Raw genomic sequence first — 22,245 nt, 5'->3', positions numbered from 1 at the left:
GAGACAATCATCCAGCGGTAGAAGCGTATGTTTGCGAAACGCCACAACAGCGGCTTCTTCTTCCAGACGTAAAACAGTCGAGTGCGACTCTTTGGGGCCCATCGGTGCATCGTGGGTGAATTCCCGCTTCCGCCACTTCGCTACCGTTTTTGGATTAATCCCATGCCGCTTGGCCAGAACATTCAGACTCTCTTGACTATTTTGTATCGCTCGACGCACCGCCGCTGTCGTGCGGGCGCTTCCGTGTAATATCTGTCCCATAAATCATCCCTCCGTAGCTGGTTATATGTTACACCAGCACACCGTGGGACTAAACATCCTAAGACCCTTAACTAAATATCTTTTAATAACTTTTAAATTCATTTTTATCACAAATTATTTTTTGCAACAGATCTGAAAACATGGCCCAGTTCATCAACAGCAAAGAAAGCATCGTCACCGAAGCCGTCGATGGCCTGATCGCGGCGTCTGGCGGTAAGCTGGCGCGGCTCGACGGCTATCCGCATATACGGGTGGTTGTACGCAATGACTGGGACAAGTCCAAGGTCGCGTTGATTTCGGGAGGTGGATCAGGCCACGAACCGGCACATGCGGGTTTCGTCGGGGAAGGGATGCTGACGGCTGCGGTGTGCGGCGACATCTTCGCCTCGCCGACAGTCGATGCAGTACTGGCAGGCATCCTTGCCGTGACAGGATCGTCCGGTTGCCTGCTCATCGTCAAGAATTATACCGGTGACCGATTGAATTTCGGGCTGGCGGCTGAGCGCGCTCGCCAGTTTGGCTTAAATGTCGAGATAGTTATCGTCGACGATGATGTGGCGTTGCCAGGCTTGCCCCAAGCCCGCGGCGTTGCTGGCACGCTTTTTGTCCACAAGATAGCCGGCGCGTTGGCCGAAAATGGTGCCGACTTGGCGCACGTCGCCGCGGCCGCACGCAAGGTTGTGTCAAAGACAAAAAGTATTGGCATGTCGCTCAGCACCTGCACCATCCCAGGTTCACCAAAGGAAGATCGCATCCCGCCCGGCATGGCCGAGCTTGGGCTTGGCATTCACGGTGAAGCCGGAGTTGAGCAGGTCGAGTTCAAGGGCGCGAGCGAAGCTGTCGCTGCCATGGTCGAGCACCTGTCAGTTGCAATGGAAGAAAAGCCGCATGTCGCTATGGTCAACAATCTCGGCGGCACGTCGATCATCGAGATGTCGATCATCCTCAACGAAATCCAGCGGTCAGCGATTGGCGAGCGGATAACCCACGTCATCGGGCCGGCGGCCATGATGACATCTCTCGACATGCACGGCTTTTCGATTTCGGTCTATCCTGCCGACGATACCGAGATCGCCCTGCTCAAGCAGCACACGCCGCTGGCAGCATGGCCGCGGGTCTCCCGGCTGGGCCAGGTCGCTATTCAGGCGCTTCCGGACGGCCTGACGCCTGTCGTTCCGATGCCCTCGCAGCACAAGCCGACCAGGGAGTTCCTGACCAGATGCTGCGAGGTTCTGATCGCCGCTGAGAACGACCTCAACGCGCTCGACGCGAAGTCAGGCGATGGCGACACCGGAAGCACGCTAGCCGGCGCGGCACGCGCCCTGATCAGCGCCATGGACCGATTGCCGCTTGCCGACCATACCCAACTCTATCGCGCTATTGGCTTGGAGCTTTCCAAAACCATGGGAGGCTCGTTCGGTGTGCTCCTCGCGATCTTCTTCGCCGCAACGGGCGACGCCGCGTCAAGCGGCTTGCCAATGTACGAAGCGTTGCAGGCCGGACTGCGGAGAATGCAGGAGATCGGCGGGGCACGTCCGGGTGATCGCACCATGGTCGATGCCCTTGCGCCGGCTCTTGATGCCCTGGAAGAGAGCCTGTCCGAAGCGGCGAAAGCCGCGCGTGCAGGTGCCGATCGCACTGCCCACATGAGTGTGGCGAATGTTGGTCGCGCTTCCTATGTCAATGCCAAGCATTTGGTCGGTCACGCTGATCCAGGTGCTGAGGCGGTCGCGCGACTGTTTGAACACTTGGTCTAATTTTAGATAGTAAGCATCTATTTAAAACATGTAATGAAACTACGTCACTATCAGATCCGCTGTCAGACGAATGAGATTGTTAACGTCCCAGGCCAAAATCCCTTGCCTGCTATTTCGAAGGTGGTACTGCTTTCTCATGAAACCTAATGCCTGAATTAAGCCGCGCCACGAAGCGACATCAGCTTATTGCCAGCCAGTCACTTCGTAACCTTTTTCACGTAAACAGCGGTTTACAAAATTCATATAGGCTGAAGCTGGCTGCGACGTACCAGAACCAAACATACCTGACAATAATCCCCAGGTAGCGCCGCTGGCAGCACCAACCATAGCGCCACGTCCGGGAGCACCAGCAATGGCTCCGCCAACTGCTCCACTGGCTGCGCCGGCGCCTGCACCAACAGCTGTTCTTCTTGCTGTATTGCCAGTGCTTCCGCTTCCTTCCCTTGCTCCGGCTGATTCAGCTAGTTGTCTGCATTCTCTGATATCCCGGTCTGCAATAGTTCTTCCGACAGACTGATAGTAAGTATTGGGATACAGCACAGGCTGATAGCTTGCACAGGCAGACAGTCCTGATAGTACTATTCCGATTCCCACTATTTTTCCTGATGTGCTGATCATAGTATTCCACTCCTGATTTCTGATATTAGCGTTCAACTGGTGTGATTTTGATTGTCTTAAGCTCTTTTCCCCGCTGAAATTGCAGCACTACTTTTTCTCCTGCTTTCATGGTTGTGAGAATAGCTGCATACGACTTCAGGTTGGTGATGGGTTGTCCTGCCAGCTCAATCAAAATATCGCCCGGCTGTAGCTGCGCTTGTTGTGCCGGGGAATCGGCAATAATATCTTCCACTCGTACACCCTCCCCCTGCCAGGAAAAATCCGGCACGGTGCCAAGGCTGATTTTACGTTTGGCATTTGTCTGCGCAGGCGTCTGTGTTAAACGGGATGGCTGTGTATCAAGCATGGCGGTCAGCGGCTCGATACGATTGGCTAGATATTCAGCACCTTCTTTGAGAATGGCTGCCACTTTGATCAACCCGGCGGTATCGATTTTATCGACAGTATCGCCCGGCGCGTGGTAATCCTCGTGCGCGCTACCAAAGAACTGGACTGCTGGTATTCCCGCCTTGATGAAAGCTGCCTGATCGCTGGAACCAAAATCGCTCGCCACAGGGTTGACAGGAATACCGGTAACAAAACTGGCACCCCGGAAAACATGCACTAGCTCACGTGCCGTACCCGTGCCAAACAGCGTGACGGGGTTATTTCCCAGTCGGCCAACGGTATCCAGATTGAGCATGGCAATGATTTTTTCCGATGGATAACCGGATAATGGATTGTCAAGATAATGGGTTGAGCCCAGCAGACCGGCTTCTTCACCGGTAAAAGCAATAAAAATGATAGTACGTTGCGGTTGCCATTTGGTTGCAACCTGCCGTGCCAGTTCGAGCATGACGGCAATACCGCTGGCATTATCATCCGCACCATAATGAATCTTGCCACGATTGGCGGCGCGTACATCTGGCCAGCCCATACCAAGGTGATCATAATGCGCGCCAATCACCAGACTTTGCCCGTCCAGTTGCGGATTAGTGCCTGGCAGAATGCCGATGACGTTACGCAGTGCGATTTTGCCTTTGGGCACGCCAACATCCTGCTGCCAAGTCTGAAAATAGCTTTTACCTTCTCCTCCGGGTTGCAACCCTGCCTGCTGGAATTGTTGTGCAATATACTCCGCTACCTTATCCAGCTCTGGGCTGCCCAGCTCGCGCCCCTTGAATGCTTCGCTGGCCAGAAATGTAATATCCTTCAACATGCGACTTTCTGAAAACAACGGCGGCAATTCTGCCAATGCATGACGCGGTGCCAGTGTACCGACGTGATTCGAGGTAAACGTCGCGTTATCTTTTTGGGTGATCAGCTGCGTCAGCGGTGAATGGGTGATTGGCCATTGCCCCTTGCTGATGTTATTCAGCTCATCTCCTTCAAATACCAGATAGCTGTATTTGCGGTAATGCGGCAATTTTCTGGCCAGTTCTGCAATCGCTGCGGGCTGATCGGCTGCCACCCATAGCAGGGTTAAATCCGGATTGGTCGGTTGGCGTGTGGTCAGTACCACAGCGTGCCTGCTCTGTTGCCAGATTTTACCGCTTAGCTGCAGTGTGCCTTCTTTTCTGGCTACGCCTTGCTCTGCCAGGGAATCAATCAATTGGTTGCTGAACTTGTTTTGCCAGCCCAGAACCCAGATTGTGCGATCAGCAGGCAATGCTTGCAGTTGATCATCCCGGACAATTTCCAGCGAACCGGCTTGCGTTTTCTGCCAATTAGTGGCCAGCGATTGATAAGCTTGCATCAGTTCTTCACTGACGTTGGAAGGCAAGATCAGCAAGGGGGTTTCTGCACCAAAACCTTGCGATAAGGCGGAAGGAATCTCGCGATTATCCAAACGCCGGAATACATCAAACTGGGGATCAATATCAATACGTACCGGACGTGCCGGGAAATCCATTTCAATAACATTACCTGGCTGATCGATTTTAATTTGACTCTGTCGAGCAGCCGTTTCCCCTTCCAGATGAATTGCCACCGGCACACTCAATTGATAAGGAACACCTGGTTGGGTTTGCTTAACAACGGCTTTAAGCCTGAACCCATTGCCTACAGGTTCAGCCTGGGCGCTTTCCAGCAGCAGATCAGGCGCACCACTCTGATACACCCATTGCTGAAAGAACGAAGAAAAATCCCTGCCGGTTTGGGTATTAAAAGTTGTCAGCAGATCTTCAAACGTGGCTTGTTTGAACTGGTATTGCTGGTAGAAGGTGCGCAGCACCCGGGTAAAGTCTTGATCCCCCAGCTCCTGCCGCAACATGTGAAACAGCATCATGGTTTTGCCATAACCAATGGCTTCCGTACTGGGACTATGGCGCGAAGTAAACTGGACAATTGGAAAATCCTTTTCCTTGTTGACAAAATCAGCATATTTTTGCAACACATCGCGACGGTATTCTTCTCCCTTGCCACTCTGTTCGCTGACGAGATGATCGGCCAGATAAGCAGTCAATCCTTCTGACCAATTACCTTTGCGGTAATCAACAAATACGCCGTTACCCCAGTAGTTATGCAAAATTTCATGCGGATAGGAGGTATGCAGAATGAAAGGAAAACGCACGACTCGCGGTCCCAGCAAGGTAAACGAAGGCATGCCGTAACCGGTTTCCCAGAAGTTTTCGACCAGTGCAAACTTTGCATAGGGGTAAGGCCCGATCAGCTTGCTGTACATGGCGATGTATTGCCCGGTGGCATCCAGATATTTTTGTGCCAATGCCTCATCCGCGCTGCGTAGATAAACATAGGCCTCGACCGGCCCGGCTGTTTGCTGGTAACGCTGATAGCGCCCGGCAACCAGATAAATATCATCCTGCGGATGGTTTTCTTCCCAGATAACATGCCGGGTGGTTGCTGTGGTCTGCTCCTGCAACAGTTTTCCCTGGCTGACAACATCCCAACCGGCTGGCAGCTGAATATTCAGGTGAAATGACACCATATCTTCATCAAACCGGGGATACCAGGCAGTTGAGTTGGCCAGAAACACGCCTTCTTCCGAAATCAATCCAGGCGAATAGCTAAAGCTGCGTGCGTATTCCAGACTGGGATCACGCACTGCATGGTGAATCTGTCCGTTAAAAGCCAGTGAGAAAGATTCCTGCCCTGCCGGTAACGTTATAGTGTAACGCTTCAGCGGTACCGGGCCGGCATAGCCCGCAACCACATCAGCTGTTCGGGCGACAATATCTACTCCTTTATTTACTGTAACCGATAAACCCGCATGCAAGCTGAATTCCAGACGAGTAGCTGCTGTTGGATTGAGCACATGTTTTGGGACATGAATCTGATCCTTGACCTGAATTTTCGAGGTGTCCGGCGAGAGTATGATTTCCATCCGGTGGTGAAATGTCTGGTCATTAGCCAGCACAAGCACACTACAAAGCAGGTTGATAAAGATGAAGCAGCACAGGATAAAAAAACGGATTGGGAGTGTCATAACTGATTAAAAATTATCGGAAACTGAATTGAATAGCGAACCAGATCGTTCGGGCTGGTTTGATGATTCTTTATTATGATGCCCTTGTAACGGGTGGGTTCGCTTACCTTTGCTTATCTTTTTACGGGAACTATGCTTAAATGATTTTTATTTACTGACGAGGATTATGAACCAAATGAAAAATTTTACACAGCCAATCAACCTTTCCGGTGGCCTGCCATTTGCTCGTAATTTACTGGCAACCGCCTGTTTTCTTGTTATGGCTCAGGCAGGAGCAGCCGGTTTCATTACCGATGCCAAACAAGTTTCGGGGCAGGAAGTCAGGTCAGGTGAAGGGTATTACCGTGCTGATGGTAACTGGCTGGTTTATCAGGCAGAAGTTGCTGGTGAGAATCCTTTTTACCAGATTTATCTGAAAAATCTTGCCAACGAGAATGTGCAGCAGATTTCACCTGGTATTGGCAAAACCACTTGTTCGTGGGTACATCCTTCCCAGGAGAAGGTGTTGTTTTCTTCAACCCATGACGATCCCGAAGCCAAAGCCAAGATGGTTGCTGAGATTGAGCAAAGAAAATCTGGCCAACGCAGGGCGTATGCCTGGGATTATGACGAATTCTATGATATCTATGAAGCCGATTTTGAAGGTAAAAATATCAAAAATCTCACCAATACCAAAGGATATGATGCAGAGGCTTCCTGGTCGCCAGATGGCAAGCTGATTGCATTTGCCTCCAACCGCCGGGCTTACAGCGAGCCGCTTACCGAAGAAGAAACTGCACTGTTCAACAATAACCCTTCTTCCCTAATCGATATTTACATCATGGATGCAGATGGTTCCAATGTAAAAAGACTGACGCATACCAACCGCTATGACGGTGGCCCGTTCTTCAGTCCGGATGGAAAAAGGATCGTCTGGCGTCGTTTCTCGGAAAATGGGCAAGAAGCAGAAATATTCACCATGAATATTGATGGATCGGATCAAAAGCAACTTACCCGGCTCAATAAAATGTCCTGGGCACCTTTTTACCACCCATCCAATCAGTACATTATTTTCGCAGCCAACGTTGAGGGGCACCGGAATTTTGAGCTCTACGTCGTTGATGTTGACAGCAAGAAAGAGCCCGTACGAGTAACAGAGGAAGAAGGATTTGATGGTCTACCGGTATTTACACCGGATGGCCAGTACATCACCTGGACCAGCGATCGCACACCTGATAAAAAAGGCCATCTTTTTCATGGCAAATGGAACCATGAAAAAGCACTGGAAAGTCTGGGGTTGAAATAAATAACTATTGGTTAAAATCAGTGGTTGTTTAGTCTGGCTGACAGTTGTAAAAAATAAAACTGTCAGCCAACGTCAACCCAGCCCGGCTTCAGAACTCATTTCCCCGGCTGCTATCAACTTCTTCCGGGCTTACCAAACTGCCAAGATTTCCCCAGGTATTTCTGATGTAGGAAACCACCCAGGCAATTTCATTGTCGCGAATGATGTGCTGGAAAGGCGGCATGCCGTAAGGGCGCGGATTACCCGCCGTGACGGGAGGAAACCCGCCATACAGCACGCTGCGAATGGTGTTGTGTGGTGAAGTCATAGTAACATTACGATTACCTGCCAGCGGTGGATAAATGCCCGGCACGCCTTCTCCTGATTCACCGTGACAACCTTGACAATGTTTTTCATATACCGGTTTCCCCAGTGCCAGATATTTGCTGACTCGTTCCGGCATGGGTGGGATTTTTTTCAGTGCCTCATTCCTGCTACGCTTCTCACCAATAGATTGCAAGTAAACCGCCATGGCACGTATATCTTCAGGAGACAGATATTGCAGGCTTTGCCGAACAACAGTGGCCATGGGGCCGGAAGTTACCGCATGCTTGTTTATACCGGTGGACAAAAGTTTGACGATTTCATCTATTGACCATTCCCCTACCCCCGCTTCCAATGGAGAAATCAGCGAAGGGGCATACCAGTAGGTCCCCATGATTTCACCCCCTGCCAGCTTGCTATCCTGAGTGGCACCCCATACATTGCGCGGGGTATGGCAGGCATTACAGTGCCCAAGCCCTTGTACCAGATAGTTGCCGCGATTCCATTCTTCACTTTTGGAATTATCCGGCTCATGCACCCCCTCCTTAAAGTACCATGTCCGCCACAGGAACAGCAGAAACTGGTTATCGTAGGGCGGGTTGATCTTGTGTGGTGGATTGGTCTGCGCAACCGGCTTCAATGAACGCAGATAAGCGAACACGGCATCTGCATCCTCGCGCGTGACCTTTGTATATTCGGTATAGGGAAAGACGGGGTACAGATAGCTGCCATCGCGCGCTTTCCCGAAATGAAGTGCCTGCCAGAAATCTTCGCCACTCCAGCGGCCAATGCCAGTTTCATTATCCGGCGTGATGTTTGGTGTTACAAATTCACCAAATGGGGTTTTCAGTGTACGTCCGCCAGCGTAAGGCTCTCCGCCTCGGGTCGTGTGGCAGCCCATGCAATTCGCAGCACGCGACAGATATTCGCCACGCTTAACTTGCTCAGCATCTGGGGCTGGAAACTGGTTTGCTGCAACAACTGACAACGGTAACAACAGGCTCGCTGCAAAAACAATCATTTGCCGTTTCCCGGCAAATTTAAATTCATTTGACAATTTCATTGGATAAAGCCCTCTCCAGATAGAATCGTATGACAACGCTGCATAAGTTCCGGAGTCAGCTCTTCCATTTCTGCGGGCTCACCCGTTACTGGCTGGGTAGGCAGCCACATGGCCAACGCATTTACTTCCTCCTGCGTCATTTTTTTGGCTATTTCAGACATACAATCTGGTGTTTGTCCACGCATGATTCCACCGTTGCGCCAGCCGCCAAATTGAGCAGCCAGATAGGCATGCGGCAAACCCAGCAAACTGGGAATAAAGGGTTTCGTCCCTGTTAATGCCTTACCGTGACAAGCACTACAGGCGGGAATATCCCGGTCAGGGTCGCCCGAATGAATCAGTGTTTCCACTGCCTGTGTTTCATCGGGTGAAAGTGTGTTTGCTGTCGGTTGTGGATAGGAATATTTCAGGGAGGAGAAATAATGGGCAATTTCAAGCAGATAGTCATCAGACATATTTTCCAGCAAAATCGCCATTGCTTGGTAATAACGTCGCCCATCACGGAAATTGCGCAACTGATTGAATAGATAACCAGCAGGTTTACCCGCGATATGCGGATAATATGCATCCCGCCCTGCTCTGTCCTCATCACCATGGCAAATAATACAAGGCTTGACGCGCTGCTCCAGCGTATCAGGAATTTCAGATGCCCCCGGCTCTAGCGCATTGGCCAAGCCGACGATCGCCCATAATAGAATAAAAACAATAAATTTCATTTACACTCAACTGGTGAAAAGTTATCAAAATAAACGAAATACTCCTGCATTTTTATCTGAAAGTCCAGATTGGAATCAGGCCATTTTGCAGGATAGAAACACAAAGCCAACTATACTTTCAAAAGAACTGGTTAATAATTACCTTGCTGCCTGGTACCAGATAAGGATTGATACAACCCGCTTGATCATGCTGCGTATTGGCAGCCAATCCAAGTCTGTTGCAACATTACTACAGGCAACCGGGAACCAGTATGCAGCGTATATCACCGCCTGTAACCCCGCCAGCCAAATGGTAACGCCTGAAGAAAATCAGTCTGCCACGATCCAGTTATACGAGCAACTTGCCGGCTATTCAAAGCACATATACCCGGGAGAGAGTATCGATCCCGCCGGAGAATGGCCTGCCGAAGCAGGTTTTCTCGCATTGGGGATCGATCTTGCCACAGCCAGAACAATCGGACATGCGTTTGGACAGAATGCAATCATCTGGATGAATACTGACGCAATCTCCCGATTAGTTTTACTGCGCTGAAGAGACAGTTTCCTCAACAAGGATGCTACGCTTCAGCTCTTCTATTTCCGGCTCATTCAATGTTTCAGTTTCCAGTAATTGCTCCGCCGTTTGATCAAGCAACGGCCGATTCATATCCAGAATTTTAATCGCACGCTCAAGCGCTTGATCAAGTAGTGCACGTACTGTCAGATCGATCTTGTGAGCGGTTTCCTCACTATAATCACGGCTTTGTGGCATCGGGTAATTGGTTTGCAGATACGTCATTTGCTCCCGATCATAAACCACATTTCCGATTGCCTCGCTCATACCATAGCGCAACACCATCGCACGAGCGATATCAGTGGCACGTGCCAGATCATCGGAAGCGCCAGTGGAAATCTCACTGAATACCAGTTGCTCTGCCGCACGCCCACCCAGCAATACCGCCATCTTGTTTTCCAATTCTCTGCGCGTCATAAGATAGCGATCCTCGGTGGGGCGTTGAATGGTGTAACCCAGCGCCCCGATTCCGCGTGGAATAATCGAAACCTTATGGACTTCATCCGATCCAGGCAGAGCAAGCGCTACCAGGGTATGCCCCAGTTCGTGGTAGGCAACTGTACGCCTTTCATCAGGATTAATCAGTCGGTTACGTTTTTCCAGGCCAGCCACGATACGCTCGATTGCATTGTTAAAATCTTCCATGGTCACGGCTGTTGCATCACGTCGGGTCGCCAACAGCGCAGCTTCATTAATCAGATTAGCTAAATCTGCACCGGTAAAACCAGGCGTCAGCGCCGCTATCTGCTCGGTATTAACATCTGATGCCAACGTAATTTTACCAATGTGCACAGCCAGAATCTGTTGACGACCCTTTTTATCAGGCCGATCTACCAGTACCTGTCGATCAAAACGCCCGGCACGCAGCAAGGCAGCATCCAGGATTTCGGGACGATTAGTGGCTGCGAGCAAAACAATGCCACTGGAGGGATCAAACCCATCCAACTCGGCTAACAATTGATTCAGTGTCTGTTCTTTTTCATCATGGCCACCAAATCCACCTGCTCCGCGTGCACGCCCCAGCGCATCCAATTCATCGATGAAGATGATGGCGGGTGCCATCTGGCGTGCTTGCTCGAACAGATCACGCACTCTGGCGGCACCCACCCCAACGAACATTTCGACAAATTCTGAACCGGAAATCGAGAAGAACGGTACGCCTGCCTCCCCTGCTACCGCACGTGCCAGCAATGTTTTACCCGTGCCGGGTGGGCCAACCAGTAAAATGCCTTTAGGTGCTCGTCCACCCAGCCGGCTGTACTCGGCCGGATTTTTGAGAAAATTGACAATTTCAACCAGCTCTTCCTTGGCTTCGTCTACCCCTGCAACATTGGCAAATGTGACTTTAGTCTCTTTTTCCACATAAACCTTGGCGCGACTTTTGCCAATCGACATCAATCCACTCCCCATTACTCCTTTACTCATCCGACGGATGATAAACAGCCAGATACCGATAAAAATTGCCATCGGCACTATCCAGGAAAGAATATCGCGCAACCAGGTGCTTTGCACCACGCCAGTATAGGTAACACTATGTTTGTCTAGCATCTCCGCCAGATCCGATTCAACCCGCGTGGTGACAAATTCGGTAAATTTTTCACCAGAAGTATCCTTGAGTTTGCCAAAGATCTGTTGATCAGTAATAGCTACTTCCGCTACCTTGTCCTCCTCCAGTAATGTCTGAAAGCGACTGTAGGGAATTGGCTCAATTTTTGTATATTGTGTGTAAAGATTTTGGATGAAGAGAATGCTGGTTACCGCGATCAACACATACCAGAAGTTAATCTGTGTCTTCTTATCCACCGGTGACTGGTTTTTCATGAATCCTCCTTTGTTTGTCTGATTTTATTTTTTCAGAAATCGGGTTCGCAAGTTGCTAAATCATACCCAATTTTGTCGATCTAAAACCGAGAAGTGGTACACTTACCTTTCATCCGGCCTTTCGCAAAGAACTAGATTACACGGCCGTGTCAGTCACATACAATGACTGCTTTCATCAAACTTCTCCTAAAAGGATGATCTCCGTCATGAAAACACATGCAGCAGTTGCCTGGCAGGCTGGCCAGCCCCTTACCATTGAAGAGGTTGATCTTGCCGCTCCGCGCGCGGGAGAGGTGCTGATTGAAGTCAAAGCCACGGGTATCTGCCATACTGATTACTACACACTTTCCGGCGCTGATCCGGAAGGCCTGTTCCCTGCAATTCTTGGCCACGAAGGTGCCGGAGTTGTGGTTGAAACGGGTACAGATGTCAAATCGCTGCGCCCGGGTGATCATGTGATTCCCTTGTACACACCGGAATGCCGGGAATGCAAGTCTTGTCTTTCGCGTAAAACCAACTTATGTCAGGCGATCCGTGCGACACAAGGGTGCGGCCTGATGCCGGATGGCACTTCGCGCTTCTCGCTCAACGGCAAACCCATTATGCACTATATGGGCACTTCAACTTTTTCTAACTACATCGTTGTCCCTGAGATTGCTCTGGCTAAGATTCGTGAAGATGCCCCTTTTGACAAAGCCTGCTACATCGGCTGCGGGGTGACCACCGGTATTGGTGCGGTATTGTTCACCGCCAAAGTAGAAACGGGTGCAAACGTCGCTGTATTCGGGCTAGGCGGCATCGGCCTGAATGTTATTCAGGGTGCGCGCATGGTCGGTGCGGACAAGATTATCGGAGTTGATATCAATCCGGAGCGGGAAGCATTAGGCCGACAATTCGGCATGACCCATTTCATCAACCCGAAGGAAGTAGAAAACGTGGTGGATGCAGTAATACAGCTGACGGATGGAGGTGCAGATTACAGCTTTGAATGTATCGGCAATACCACTGTTATGCGCCAAGCGCTGGAATGCACACACAGAGGCTGGGGGCGCAGTATCATTATTGGTGTAGCAGAAGCTGGCGCCGAGATCAGTACCCGCCCATTTCAGCTGGTGACTGGTAGAAAATGGGAGGGTACTGCTTTTGGTGGCGCACGTGGCCGCTCGGATGTACCACGTATTGTTGACTGGTATATGGAGGGAAAAATCAGTATTGATCCGCTGATTACACACACCCTGAAACTGGAAGACATCAACGAAGGTTTCAAATTGATGGAAGCCGGAAAATCTATTCGTTCTGTTGTAATTTACTGATGACTTAAAAAAATGACAATCAAACTGGAAATTCGCAGCCAGCACCGCTGTTTTGGTGGTCTTCAAAGTTATTATCAGCATCATTCAGAAATTATCGGCTTACCGATGCGCTTCTCAGTGTATGTGCCGCCCGAAGCCGGTGAGCAGCGTTTACCCGTACTGTTTTTTCTAGCCGGGCTGACCTGTACAGAAGAAACTTTCATGATTAAGGCCGGTGCACAACGTTATGCTGCCGAGCTCGGGCTGATGCTGGTCAGTATGGATACCAGCCCACGCAATACCGGCATTCCTGGTGAAGCGGATGATTGGGAATTTGGATCAGGCGCCGGGTTCTATCTTGATGCCATAGAATCCCCCTGGTCCAAATACTTTCACATGGAAAGCTATGTGACACAAGAGCTGTACAACATCATACTGGGTCAATTTCCAGTTGATCCGAAAAGTGTGGGAATTTCAGGACATTCAATGGGAGGACATGGTGCGTTAACCCTGGCGTTACGCCACCCTGAGCTGTACCAGTCAGTTTCTGCCTTTGCGCCGATAGCAGCCCCCATTCACTGCCCTTGGGGACAAAAGGCATTCAGTCGTTACCTGGGGAAATCGCCAGAAAGCTGGCATAAACACGATGCAACCGCTCTGATCGAATCTGGTCACCGACTACCAACCCCGTTAATTGATCAGGGACTAGACGATCCTTTTCTTGCTGAGCAATTACATCCCAGCTATTTTGAAGCCGCCTGTCAGCAAGCTGAACAGCCCATTATTTTGCGTCGCCATGCTGGCTATGATCACAGCTACTTTTTTATCAGCACTTTTATTGAAGATCATTTGCGACATCACCACACTTTCCTGACGTTGGATCCGGCTGATTCAGCAGGTTGATTCAATCTGGATTTTCTTGCTATATCTCATCGTCATTGTGCGACAGCGACAACCTCTCCCTCTCGCCTTTTCGAGCATGTTCGTGCGAAGCAATCCAGAGCGGTTACAACCGGGATAAGGATGGCCTGCTAATTGCTTTGCTTTATCCGCCGCCACACTACACTCGCAGCTGAGGCCTACGGATTTCACAATGACGATGCCATCCACCATCCTTAATACGGATAAGCGGCAAGTTTGATAAAAATGCCGCCATCTCCTCTACTGGCATGGCAGTTCATGGCTCCATCAAACTACAATGACATCTGGCAATGGGAAGCCGTTGAAATTGCTTGCATACGACGTTGTGTAAGCGCCTGCGTTGGGGATAAAAATGAAATCATCTTCCCGCACATCTTCAGGCAGCATCTCGTCGTGCATCAGCACATCCACAGAATCGCATGTCGGACCAGCAACTGACCAGGGAGCCAAAGAACCATTGCGTTGCGTCAAGATTTCATAACGCAACCCTTCGCTTACCTCAATGATGCCACCGAAGATCCCTGCATCCCAATACATCCAGCGCTTGCCATTACGGGTCGCAGTACCGACCACGCGGCACACAAAACACGCTGAGTCGGATACCAGATAACGTCCAGGTTCTGCCATGATGCGAATATTTTGCGGCAAATCAGCAATGGCCTCGTTAATAACCTCGGCAATGATTTCAATGGATGGGATCGGCTTGACGTAACGCACCGGATAACCGCCACCCAGATTCAACAACCGGGGATTAAGACCGGCTTCGCGCATGCTGGCAAACACGGTTTTGGCACGTTCGATCCCAACCCGCCAGTTCTGTGGATTGCGGCATTGGGAACCCACATGAAAAGTAACACCTGCCAGATCCGCATTCAGCTTCACAGCTTCATCAATAATTTCGCGCACGTCTCCCAGATGTGTTCCAAATTTTCCTGCCAACGGCCAGTCGCTGCCGATATTGGGAGTGTCGATCCGCAAATAAAGCTTGGCATCCGCTTTGATGCTGACGATCTTGCGCAGCTCCTCAACGCTATCCAGCACGTACCACTCCACGCCTTTCGCAGCAGCATACTGGAGGTAGGCGCGTGATTTCATCGGATTGCTGTAAAAAATTTCGGCAGCCGGCACGCCAAAACCCATCAGGAGGTCAAGCTCGGCAATCGACGCGATTTCAAACCCAACGCCTTCTTCAATCAACGTTTTCAGCACGCGCGGATCAGGATTGGCTTTGGCTGCATAATGCGGATGTACGCGTGGCATGGCTGCCTTGAATCGTCGGGCTTTATTGCGAATGATGGCGGTATCCACCATCAGAAAAGGCTTCAGATAACCTTGTTTTAACTTGGCTTCCACCAAGGAGGGATCGATACTGATTTCAGGGTGAGTATCGAAAATGGCATTTTCTGTTTGTTGCTGTACGGCTGCGGATAGTTTTTTCATGAGGGTTTCTCCTGGAATCGCTACGTTTCGGGAATATGAATTTGAACCCAATCAGTTGGAACAAACAGGTTTATCTTGCTTCTCATGATGACCTCCTTATGGGCTGCTGGAATTTCTAAAGGCACGCATTATAGGCTTGATTTTTTCAGAATCAAGTATTTTTTTGCATTATTTTTATTAAAATAAACGATTAATAATCATCATCTTATATGACAGAAATTATCTTCATTATTTTTGATGGCTGTTTGCAAAGCCCAGCGACTTTATAAACAGCAATCTTCATCAGAAAAAAGAGCCAATTAACAACTTTTTATTGGGTTTTTCTGCCGACCAATTTATATTGGACAAGAAAATACAGGCAATATTTTTTCAGGGTACTTAATGCCTCGATTCGCCTGAAAAATAGTTTTCAGAAGAATCTTTTACGCAAAAGATTTGCACATGAGCAAGCGCAGGACTAATATTTTGAACAACCAGCTTTATAAGAGAGTTGGTATATCCAGATAAACCGGAAGGAGATCACGATGAAAAAAATTACCGGAGCAGCCATCTTCACCGCAACCATGTTTTTCTCGTTCAATAGTGCATTTGCTGGTAATGAAGGATTACCAGCAGATCAGGTAATTTCAGCCATTCAGGCAGCCGTTGCAGCAAACCCCGGAAATATCCACGAGGCTGAAGTTGAAAGAGAACAGGGAAAGCTGATCGTCGAGGTAAAAATCATCGACGCCAATGGTAAAAAAATCAAAGTAAAAATCGATCCGGCAAAAAATGCAGTCATCCCGAACAAATAACCTTGACTAACACCCCCCGATAAAACTGCTGCTGGATTTTTTCCCGCTGCAGGCATTCGCGCAATAACATCCTGCCTGTTATGGTAAGGCTCTGTCTTTGAGCCATCTGCACATAACTCCGTTATGGTGAATGTCGCAAACATGAAACAATCCAGCAGAGTTGGCAACCAAAAAATCAGACCATTATTCTCGCTCTCTCGTTGCAATCCTTCTACTGAATTCTGATTTTTTCATAAGAACCTGTTCAATATCTCACTGAAGGGCACATTACGGCGTTGAAATTGAACTGCATCCCTTGATCGAGATCTTGAATAGGTTCTAAGAATTGATTGAACTGACGGAAATCTTGTGCAATATATTCCCCGGTGGCACCATACCGCCTTTCATCCGGAGCCAGGAAAGCGGTGATGGATATAAACCATTGTATATACGGAAATCTGAATGACAGCTGCCTCATCCCTACACCCCCCTGCAATTCCACGCGTTGGTTTTGTATCACTTGGCTGCCCCAAGGCAACGGTTGATTCCGAACGTATCCTCACCTGCCTGCGAGCAGAGGGCTACCTGATCTCACCCAACTACGCCGATGCTGATCTGGTGGTCGTCAACACCTGCGGTTTTATTGATAGTGCCGTGGCGGAATCGCTGGAAACCATTGGCGAAGCACTGACTGAAAATGGCAAGGTGATTGTAACCGGCTGCCTGGGTGCAAAAGAGGATGTCATCCGGCAGGCGCACCCCAGCGTGCTGGCAGTAACCGGCCCGCAGGCAACCGAGGAAGTGATGGCCGCCATTCACCATCATTTACCCAAACCGCACGATCCTTATCTTGATCTGGTACCGCCACAGGGAATCAAGCTCACGCCGAAGCATTACGCCTATCTCAAAATTTCCGAAGGCTGCAATCATCATTGCACGTTCTGCATTATTCCCAGCATGCGCGGTGATCTGGTCAGTCGACCGGTGGGTGGTGTACTGCAGGAGGCGCAAAGTCTGGTCGAAGCTGGTGTCAAGGAATTGCTGATTATTTCCCAGGATACCAGTGCTTACGGGGTGGATATCAAATATCGCACCGGCTTCTGGCAAGGCAGACCCGTTCGCACTCGCATCACCGAACTGGCGAACGCACTGGGGGAATTCGGTATCTGGGTACGGCTGCACTATGTCTATCCCTATCCACATGTGGATGAACTGATCCCATTAATGGCAGAAGGCAAGCTCCTGCCTTATCTGGACATTCCTTTTCAGCACGCCAACAAACGCATACTCAAGCTGATGAAACGCCCAGCCAATAGTGAAAACGTACTGGTGCGCATTCAGCAGTGGCGCAAAACCTGCCCGGACATTGCTCTGCGCAGCACTTTTATTGTTGGTTTTCCGGGAGAAACCGAAGCAGAATTCGAGGAACTGCTCGCTTTTCTGGAAGAAGCACAACTGGATCGGGTGGGGGCATTTACCTATTCGCCGGTCAAAGGCGCGGCTGCCAATGTATTGCCTGATCATGTTCCTCCCGAAATCCAGCAAGAACGACTGGAAAGACTGATGCAACAGCAGGAAATCATTAGCAAACAACGCCTGGCTGTGAAAAAAGGCCAGCAGCTCAGGGTGCTGGTGGACACAGTTGATGAAGAAGGCGCCATCGCCAGAAGTTATGCCGATGCACCGGAAATTGACGGCGTTGTTTACATTAATGATGCCTCAACCCTTAAACCGGGTGACTGGGCAGATGTGCGCGTTACCGATACTGACATTCACGACCTGTGGACAGAGAAAATCTAACGCGAACAGTAAACTCCTGAATTGCTTCGGCGACTGTGCCTGCCCGCAAAAGTGGCATTTGTATCATTGCCACTTTTTCCTCAATCCTTACAAGGTGCTGTGTTGAAGCAACGCCGAGGCAATCCAGTACCGCGTTGACCAGCAACTGATTCTGCTTGAGTGGCTGTGCTTTTGCACGCCACTACTCGAAACCATTCCGTGTCATTGATTTGGCACAATGCCAAAGCCAAAATCCTCTCCAGCCTCACAACTTTTCCTATATTTCCTCGTATAAACCAGCCCCCTGGCTCTCCATACAAAATATCAATGGAGAAAACAAGCATTCAGGTTATCTCCTTATAACAAACAAATCACTATAAAAATTCCAGCAAGTATCAAGGCTTGTCAGAAAAATTTACAAGCAAAGAATTGTTCTACTTAGCCACCCCTGCAAATAGAACATATATCTATTAGTGTCATGCACTTATATCGCAAATAAAGTATTGGCATGTAATGTGCTTATTGTAAATCAAGGTTGTTCAGGATCGATGCCTCATTAGCCCTGATAGTCGATAGTGGTAACCAATTAAAAACAAAATTTTTAATCCGAAGGAGATTTACCTATGAAGAAAACACTTATTGCAGCAGCCTTATTTGCAGCAATTGGAACAGCGCATGCTGATCCAGTTACATTGACCTATACAGATACATTTGGAAATGAACAAGTAGGAACCCTTCCCAATAATTCGTCTTGGTCAGGAAACCCATGGAATCAGGGAAAACCTGTTCAAGGAAATGTATATGCGGGAGAATTCAAATTTAAAACATCTGAAGGATTAGATTTCTACGCATTCTGTGCTGATATTTTCCATACGCTAAAATCTGGAACCACATACCAAATGGATGCCCTGACAACGGGAAGCGTAGCTGGTATTGGTTCCTGGGAAATCGCCCGGATTGGTTACCTGTTCGATAATTATGGCGACTACCTTGACAATTCGGCAAATGGAAAAGAATTAACGGCATTCCAGCTCACCCTGTGGGAAATTCTGTTTGAAAACGGCAAAAACCAGGGCAATCAAAACGGAAACCCACTTTCAAAGGGCAACTTCAAGGTAGGAGGATTTGGTGATGCCGACGATCTGGCAAATGGATGGATAAAAGATATTTATGACAACACTCAAGATGGCACAAAAAGTGAGAAATATGATTTATTTTTCCTGACATCAAGCTCTACTTGTACTGAAAAATACACAAGTGGAAATAAAAAGGGACAATGTAAAAATGGAAAAATGACCCAAGATTCTCAAAACCTTATTTCCTGGACAGCCAAACCGGAGGATCCACAAGATCCAGCAGAGAATCCAAATGAAATACCCGAACCCATGCCATTGGTACTTCTAACTGCCGGTTTACTGGCATTAGGGTTCACCAGAAAGCTGCGCTGCTGCTAATCTACCATCAAGCCGGAGAATCTATCTCCGGCTTTCTAAAGTCATTTTTCAGGCGAAGCACTGCGTTGCATGGTACTCGCCCTTCCAACCTATTCGGTATATTTTGCAGGCACCCTCAATTCGGCCTGCGTCTCCAAAAAAAGAACACCCTCCATATATTGATTAATATCTACAACTCATAAGAAAATTGTCAATTTTTACAATCGACTGAACCCATTTTTCATAAAGAAGTCTCAACGGAAGTACATCAATCTGAGCCAGGAAATAACAACAGAAGGTTGCAATAAACATGACAGACATGAAGAACAGGATTGAAAGCAGGCTACAATCGTTACAGCCGCAGTTCCTGGAAGTATTTAATGAAAGCCATCGTCATAATGTCCCGGCAGGATCCGAATCTCATTTCAAGGTAACGGTTGTATCTGCTGCATTTGATGACAAACCGCTGGTGGCGCGTCACCGGCTGGTCAACGCCACGCTGACGGATGAGATTATTCGCTCCATTCACGCACTGGCGTTACACACATTCACTCCTGCGGAATGGCAGGAACGTCATGATGCAGCGCGCACATCCCCACCCTGCCTTGGTGGATCGGCTGCCGAATGAAACCGGGAGTGATAACCTCACGCCGCGAAAGTGGCCCATCAACTTTCAGAGAGGTTCTTATGCAAAAACTGTTAAATTTTCTGACACTTGCCTGCGTTCTGCTGCTCAGCGGCTGCGGCTACAACACCCTGCAATCGACTGATGAACAGATCAAATCAAGTTGGGCGGAAGTAATCAACCAGTATCAGCGCCGGGCAGATCTGATTCCGAATCTGGTCAATACGGTAAAAGGCTTTGCCACACAGGAAAAAGAAGTGTTGCTGGGAGTGACTGCCGCCCGTTCCAGAGCAGGCAGCATTCAGGCGACACCGGAACTGATCAACGATGCGGAAGCCTTTGCCCGTTTTCAGAACGCTCAGAGTGAGCTGACCGGTGCGCTTACCCGTTTGCTGGCGGTGGCAGAGAATTACCCGCAGCTCAAATCCAGTGCCAATTTCCGTGATCTGCAGGCACAGCTGGAAGGTACTGAAAATCGTATTGCGGTCGCCCGTAACCGTTACATCCAGGCAGTGCAGGAATATAACGTAACGGTTCGCTCCTTTCCGAGCAACCTGACTGCGATGCTGTTCGGGTTCCAGGTCAAACCCAACTTCACGGTGGAGAATGAACAAGCGATTGCTGTTCCGCCCACGGTGGAATTTGGTGCTCCGGTAACTGCTCAATAAATTGATTAAATAAGCAAGCATGTTGATTTTATTTACAGGAATCAAGCGGCATATCAGTTTGTCGTTTATAGCACTGTTATGTGTTGCTGCCACCGGGGTGCTGGCCGATGTTGCTATTCCTCCGCTTAAATCACATATTACCGATCTGACTGGAACGCTCACCAAAACAGAAATCACTCAACTGGAGCAACAACTAGCTAATTTTGAAGCAAAAAAAGGCAGTCAGATCGCCGTGCTAATTGTTCCCTCCACACAGCCTGAAACGATTGAGCAGTATTCAATTCGTGTGGTTGAGGCATGGAAACTCGGCCGCAAAGGAATCGATGATGGCGTATTGCTGCTGGTTGCCAAGAATGACAGAACCTTGCGGATTGAAACCGGCTACGGACTTGAAGGTGCATTACCGGATGCCATCGCCCGGCGCATCATAGACGAGGGAATTACTCCTGAATTCAAGCATGGTAATTTTTTTGGTGGATTACAGACAGGTATCAGGCAGATTATCAGTGTGATTGAAGGCGAACCTTTGCCTGTTCCTGCACGGCAGGCGAGAGAATCAGCCAGTATGAACCTTGTGCTGGAAAACATTATTCCCGTTTTATTTGTCATGCTGATGCTGGGCAGGATGCTGCAAGCCACGTTTGGGAGAATGACCGGTGCAACCATAACCAGCAGTATTGCAGGATTACTGATCTGGCTGATTTCCTCTTCACTGCTGATCGCTGTCCTAATTGCCATCGTGGCATTTGTTATCAGCCTGTTTGAGCAGACAGGGAGAATCATTCACCAAGGTGGGTTCAGGAGTGGGCGCAGAAACTGGCCTGGAGGGGGTGGTTTTTCTAGCGGTGGATTCCGTGGCGGGGGTGGCGGCTTTGGTGGTGGCGGCGCCTCGGGAAGATGGTAATCAGGAGAAATTAATGAATTTGATGCGCATCATCCGCCATCTCGTCACTGGTCAATCAGCCGTAAAACGTGCATTTCCACCGAATACGCTGAATACAATCAAGCAGGCAATTGCACGGTCTGAAACCACACATAGTGGCGAAATTGTTTTTGCAGTAGAAGCGGCGTTGGATATATCCCTGCTGTTGAAAAATCATTTCAGTCGTGAACGGGCCATTGATGTATTTTCCCTGTTGCGAGTCTGGGATACCGAACAGAACAATGGTGTGATGATTTATTTATTAATGGCAGATCACAGCGTGGAGATCATAGCAGATCGGGGCATTTACACTCGCATGGAACAGGCGGAATGGGACGCTGCTTGCCATACGATGGAAACTGCTTTCAGCCAGGGACAATTTGAACAGGGTATTCTCTCCGGAATTGATGTAATTACCAGAGTGCTACAGCAATACTTTCCAGCCAACAGCGCTGGCAAAAGAAAAAGCGAGCTTTCCGATTACCCGGTCGTGTTATAAATCCGTCTTCCACTTCCCTGAAAGACAGGTCAGCCGGATCAGAATAAATCCAATCGACTCTGGTTTTACCTTGGCTCACTACCTGATTCTAT

Annotated in this window: 19 protein-coding genes; 12 read left to right on the top strand and 7 right to left on the bottom strand. The window is 49.2% G+C overall.

Annotated elements, in window-relative coordinates; genetic code table 11:
* Positions 1 to 261: helix-turn-helix domain-containing protein (locus ABF86_RS07580; RefSeq protein ID WP_275689286.1), on the bottom strand; the 261-nt coding region annotated here is incomplete at its 3' end.
* A gap of 140 nt (positions 262 to 401) precedes the next feature.
* Here ABF86_RS07580 and ABF86_RS07575 point away from each other — a divergent pair.
* On the top strand, positions 402 to 2,018 hold the full coding sequence (locus ABF86_RS07575) for a dihydroxyacetone kinase subunit DhaK (RefSeq protein WP_074685205.1): 1,617 nt from the start codon (positions 402 to 404) through the stop codon (positions 2,016 to 2,018).
* Between the two features lie 183 nt (positions 2,019 to 2,201).
* Here the strand turns inward: ABF86_RS07575 and ABF86_RS07570 are convergent, their stop codons facing one another.
* Together ABF86_RS07570 and ABF86_RS07565 are read right to left on the bottom strand one after the other, a co-directional pair.
* Positions 2,202 to 2,636, bottom strand: a complete 435-nt coding sequence (locus tag ABF86_RS07570) for a glycine zipper family protein (RefSeq protein WP_074455342.1) — start codon at positions 2,634 to 2,636, stop codon at positions 2,202 to 2,204.
* A gap of 25 nt (positions 2,637 to 2,661) precedes the next feature.
* Positions 2,662 to 6,060: a M20/M25/M40 family metallo-hydrolase gene (locus ABF86_RS07565; protein ID WP_083341452.1), complete on the bottom strand. Its 3,399-nt coding sequence runs from the start codon at positions 6,058 to 6,060 to the stop codon at positions 2,662 to 2,664.
* Positions 6,061 to 6,235: 175 nt separating this feature from the next.
* Between ABF86_RS07565 and ABF86_RS07560 the strand changes: the two genes are divergently transcribed.
* Entirely contained in the window at positions 6,236 to 7,345 is a 1,110-nt protein-coding gene (locus ABF86_RS07560; RefSeq protein ID WP_011634434.1) for a PD40 domain-containing protein, read from the top strand.
* Positions 7,346 to 7,433: 88 nt separating this feature from the next.
* Here ABF86_RS07560 and ABF86_RS07555 read toward each other — a convergent pair whose 3' ends face one another.
* Together ABF86_RS07555 and ABF86_RS07550 are read right to left on the bottom strand one after the other, a co-directional pair.
* On the bottom strand, positions 7,434 to 8,711 hold the full coding sequence (locus tag ABF86_RS07555) for a cytochrome c (protein WP_074685202.1): 1,278 nt from the start codon (positions 8,709 to 8,711) through the stop codon (positions 7,434 to 7,436).
* Positions 8,708 to 9,427 carry a cytochrome C gene (locus tag ABF86_RS07550; protein ID WP_074685200.1) on the bottom strand — a complete coding sequence of 240 codons (720 nt, stop codon included), beginning with the start codon at positions 9,425 to 9,427 and terminating at the stop codon, positions 8,708 to 8,710. The genes ABF86_RS07555 and ABF86_RS07550 overlap by 4 nt, the downstream gene beginning before the upstream one ends.
* Positions 9,428 to 9,512: 85 nt before the next feature.
* Between ABF86_RS07550 and ABF86_RS07545 the strand changes: the two genes are divergently transcribed.
* Positions 9,513 to 9,959 (top strand): DUF3293 domain-containing protein, encoded by a 447-nt coding sequence (locus tag ABF86_RS07545; RefSeq protein WP_240142267.1) that lies wholly within the window; start codon positions 9,513 to 9,515, stop codon positions 9,957 to 9,959.
* On the opposite strand, the gene ftsH is transcribed toward ABF86_RS07545, so the two are convergent.
* On the bottom strand, positions 9,948 to 11,783 hold the full coding sequence (gene ftsH, locus ABF86_RS07540; RefSeq protein ID WP_218138417.1) for an ATP-dependent zinc metalloprotease FtsH: 1,836 nt from the start codon (positions 11,781 to 11,783) through the stop codon (positions 9,948 to 9,950). The two genes, ABF86_RS07545 and ftsH, sit on opposite strands and share 12 nt — an antisense overlap.
* A gap of 224 nt (positions 11,784 to 12,007) precedes the next feature.
* Here ftsH and ABF86_RS07535 point away from each other — a divergent pair, with 224 nt between their 5' ends.
* Positions 12,008 to 13,114, top strand: coding sequence for an S-(hydroxymethyl)glutathione dehydrogenase/class III alcohol dehydrogenase (locus ABF86_RS07535; RefSeq protein WP_074685196.1), 1,107 nt, complete (start codon positions 12,008 to 12,010; stop codon positions 13,112 to 13,114).
* A gap of 12 nt (positions 13,115 to 13,126) precedes the next feature.
* Positions 13,127 to 13,996 (top strand): S-formylglutathione hydrolase, encoded by an 870-nt coding sequence (gene fghA / locus ABF86_RS07530; protein WP_011634440.1) that lies wholly within the window; start codon positions 13,127 to 13,129, stop codon positions 13,994 to 13,996.
* 285 nt (positions 13,997 to 14,281) lie between these two features.
* Here the strand turns inward: fghA and ABF86_RS07525 are convergent, their stop codons facing one another.
* A complete protein-coding gene (locus tag ABF86_RS07525) occupies positions 14,282 to 15,454 on the bottom strand; it encodes a type III PLP-dependent enzyme (protein WP_160803514.1) in 1,173 nt (390 codons plus the stop codon).
* Positions 15,455 to 15,978: 524 nt separating this feature from the next.
* On the opposite strand from ABF86_RS07525, the gene ABF86_RS07520 reads away from it, so the two are divergent.
* The 7 genes from ABF86_RS07520 to ABF86_RS07490 all read left to right on the top strand — a co-directional run bounded on the left by ABF86_RS07520 (position 15,979) and on the right by ABF86_RS07490 (position 22,153).
* Entirely contained in the window at positions 15,979 to 16,248 is a 270-nt protein-coding gene (locus tag ABF86_RS07520; protein WP_011634442.1) for a PepSY domain-containing protein, read from the top strand.
* A gap of 441 nt (positions 16,249 to 16,689) precedes the next feature.
* A complete protein-coding gene (gene rimO, locus ABF86_RS07515; RefSeq protein ID WP_011634443.1) occupies positions 16,690 to 18,027 on the top strand; it encodes a 30S ribosomal protein S12 methylthiotransferase RimO in 1,338 nt (445 codons plus the stop codon).
* Between the two features lie 602 nt (positions 18,028 to 18,629).
* The gene (locus ABF86_RS07510; RefSeq protein ID WP_011634444.1) at positions 18,630 to 19,460 is read left to right on the top strand and encodes a hypothetical protein; all 831 of its coding nucleotides are present in this window, start codon (positions 18,630 to 18,632) and stop codon (positions 19,458 to 19,460) included.
* Positions 19,461 to 19,758: 298 nt separating this feature from the next.
* Entirely contained in the window at positions 19,759 to 20,067 is a 309-nt protein-coding gene (locus ABF86_RS07505) for a BolA/IbaG family iron-sulfur metabolism protein (RefSeq protein WP_240142266.1), read from the top strand.
* A gap of 59 nt (positions 20,068 to 20,126) precedes the next feature.
* Positions 20,127 to 20,732, top strand: coding sequence for a LemA family protein (locus ABF86_RS07500; RefSeq protein WP_011634446.1), 606 nt, complete (start codon positions 20,127 to 20,129; stop codon positions 20,730 to 20,732).
* A 19-nt stretch (positions 20,733 to 20,751) separates the two neighbouring features.
* Positions 20,752 to 21,636: a YgcG family protein gene (locus ABF86_RS07495; protein ID WP_011634447.1), complete on the top strand. Its 885-nt coding sequence runs from the start codon at positions 20,752 to 20,754 to the stop codon at positions 21,634 to 21,636.
* Positions 21,536 to 22,153, top strand: coding sequence for a TPM domain-containing protein (locus tag ABF86_RS07490; protein WP_345889564.1), 618 nt, complete (start codon positions 21,536 to 21,538; stop codon positions 22,151 to 22,153). The genes ABF86_RS07495 and ABF86_RS07490 overlap by 101 nt, the downstream gene beginning before the upstream one ends.
* The last annotated feature ends 92 nt before the right edge of the window (positions 22,154 to 22,245 follow it).

It is taken from the genome of Nitrosomonas sp. GH22 (assembly GCF_009833115.1).
In the GTDB taxonomy this organism is placed as follows: Bacteria; Pseudomonadota; Gammaproteobacteria; order Burkholderiales; family Nitrosomonadaceae; genus Nitrosomonas; species Nitrosomonas eutropha.
This window is presented reverse-complemented; position numbering and strand designations above follow the sequence as displayed.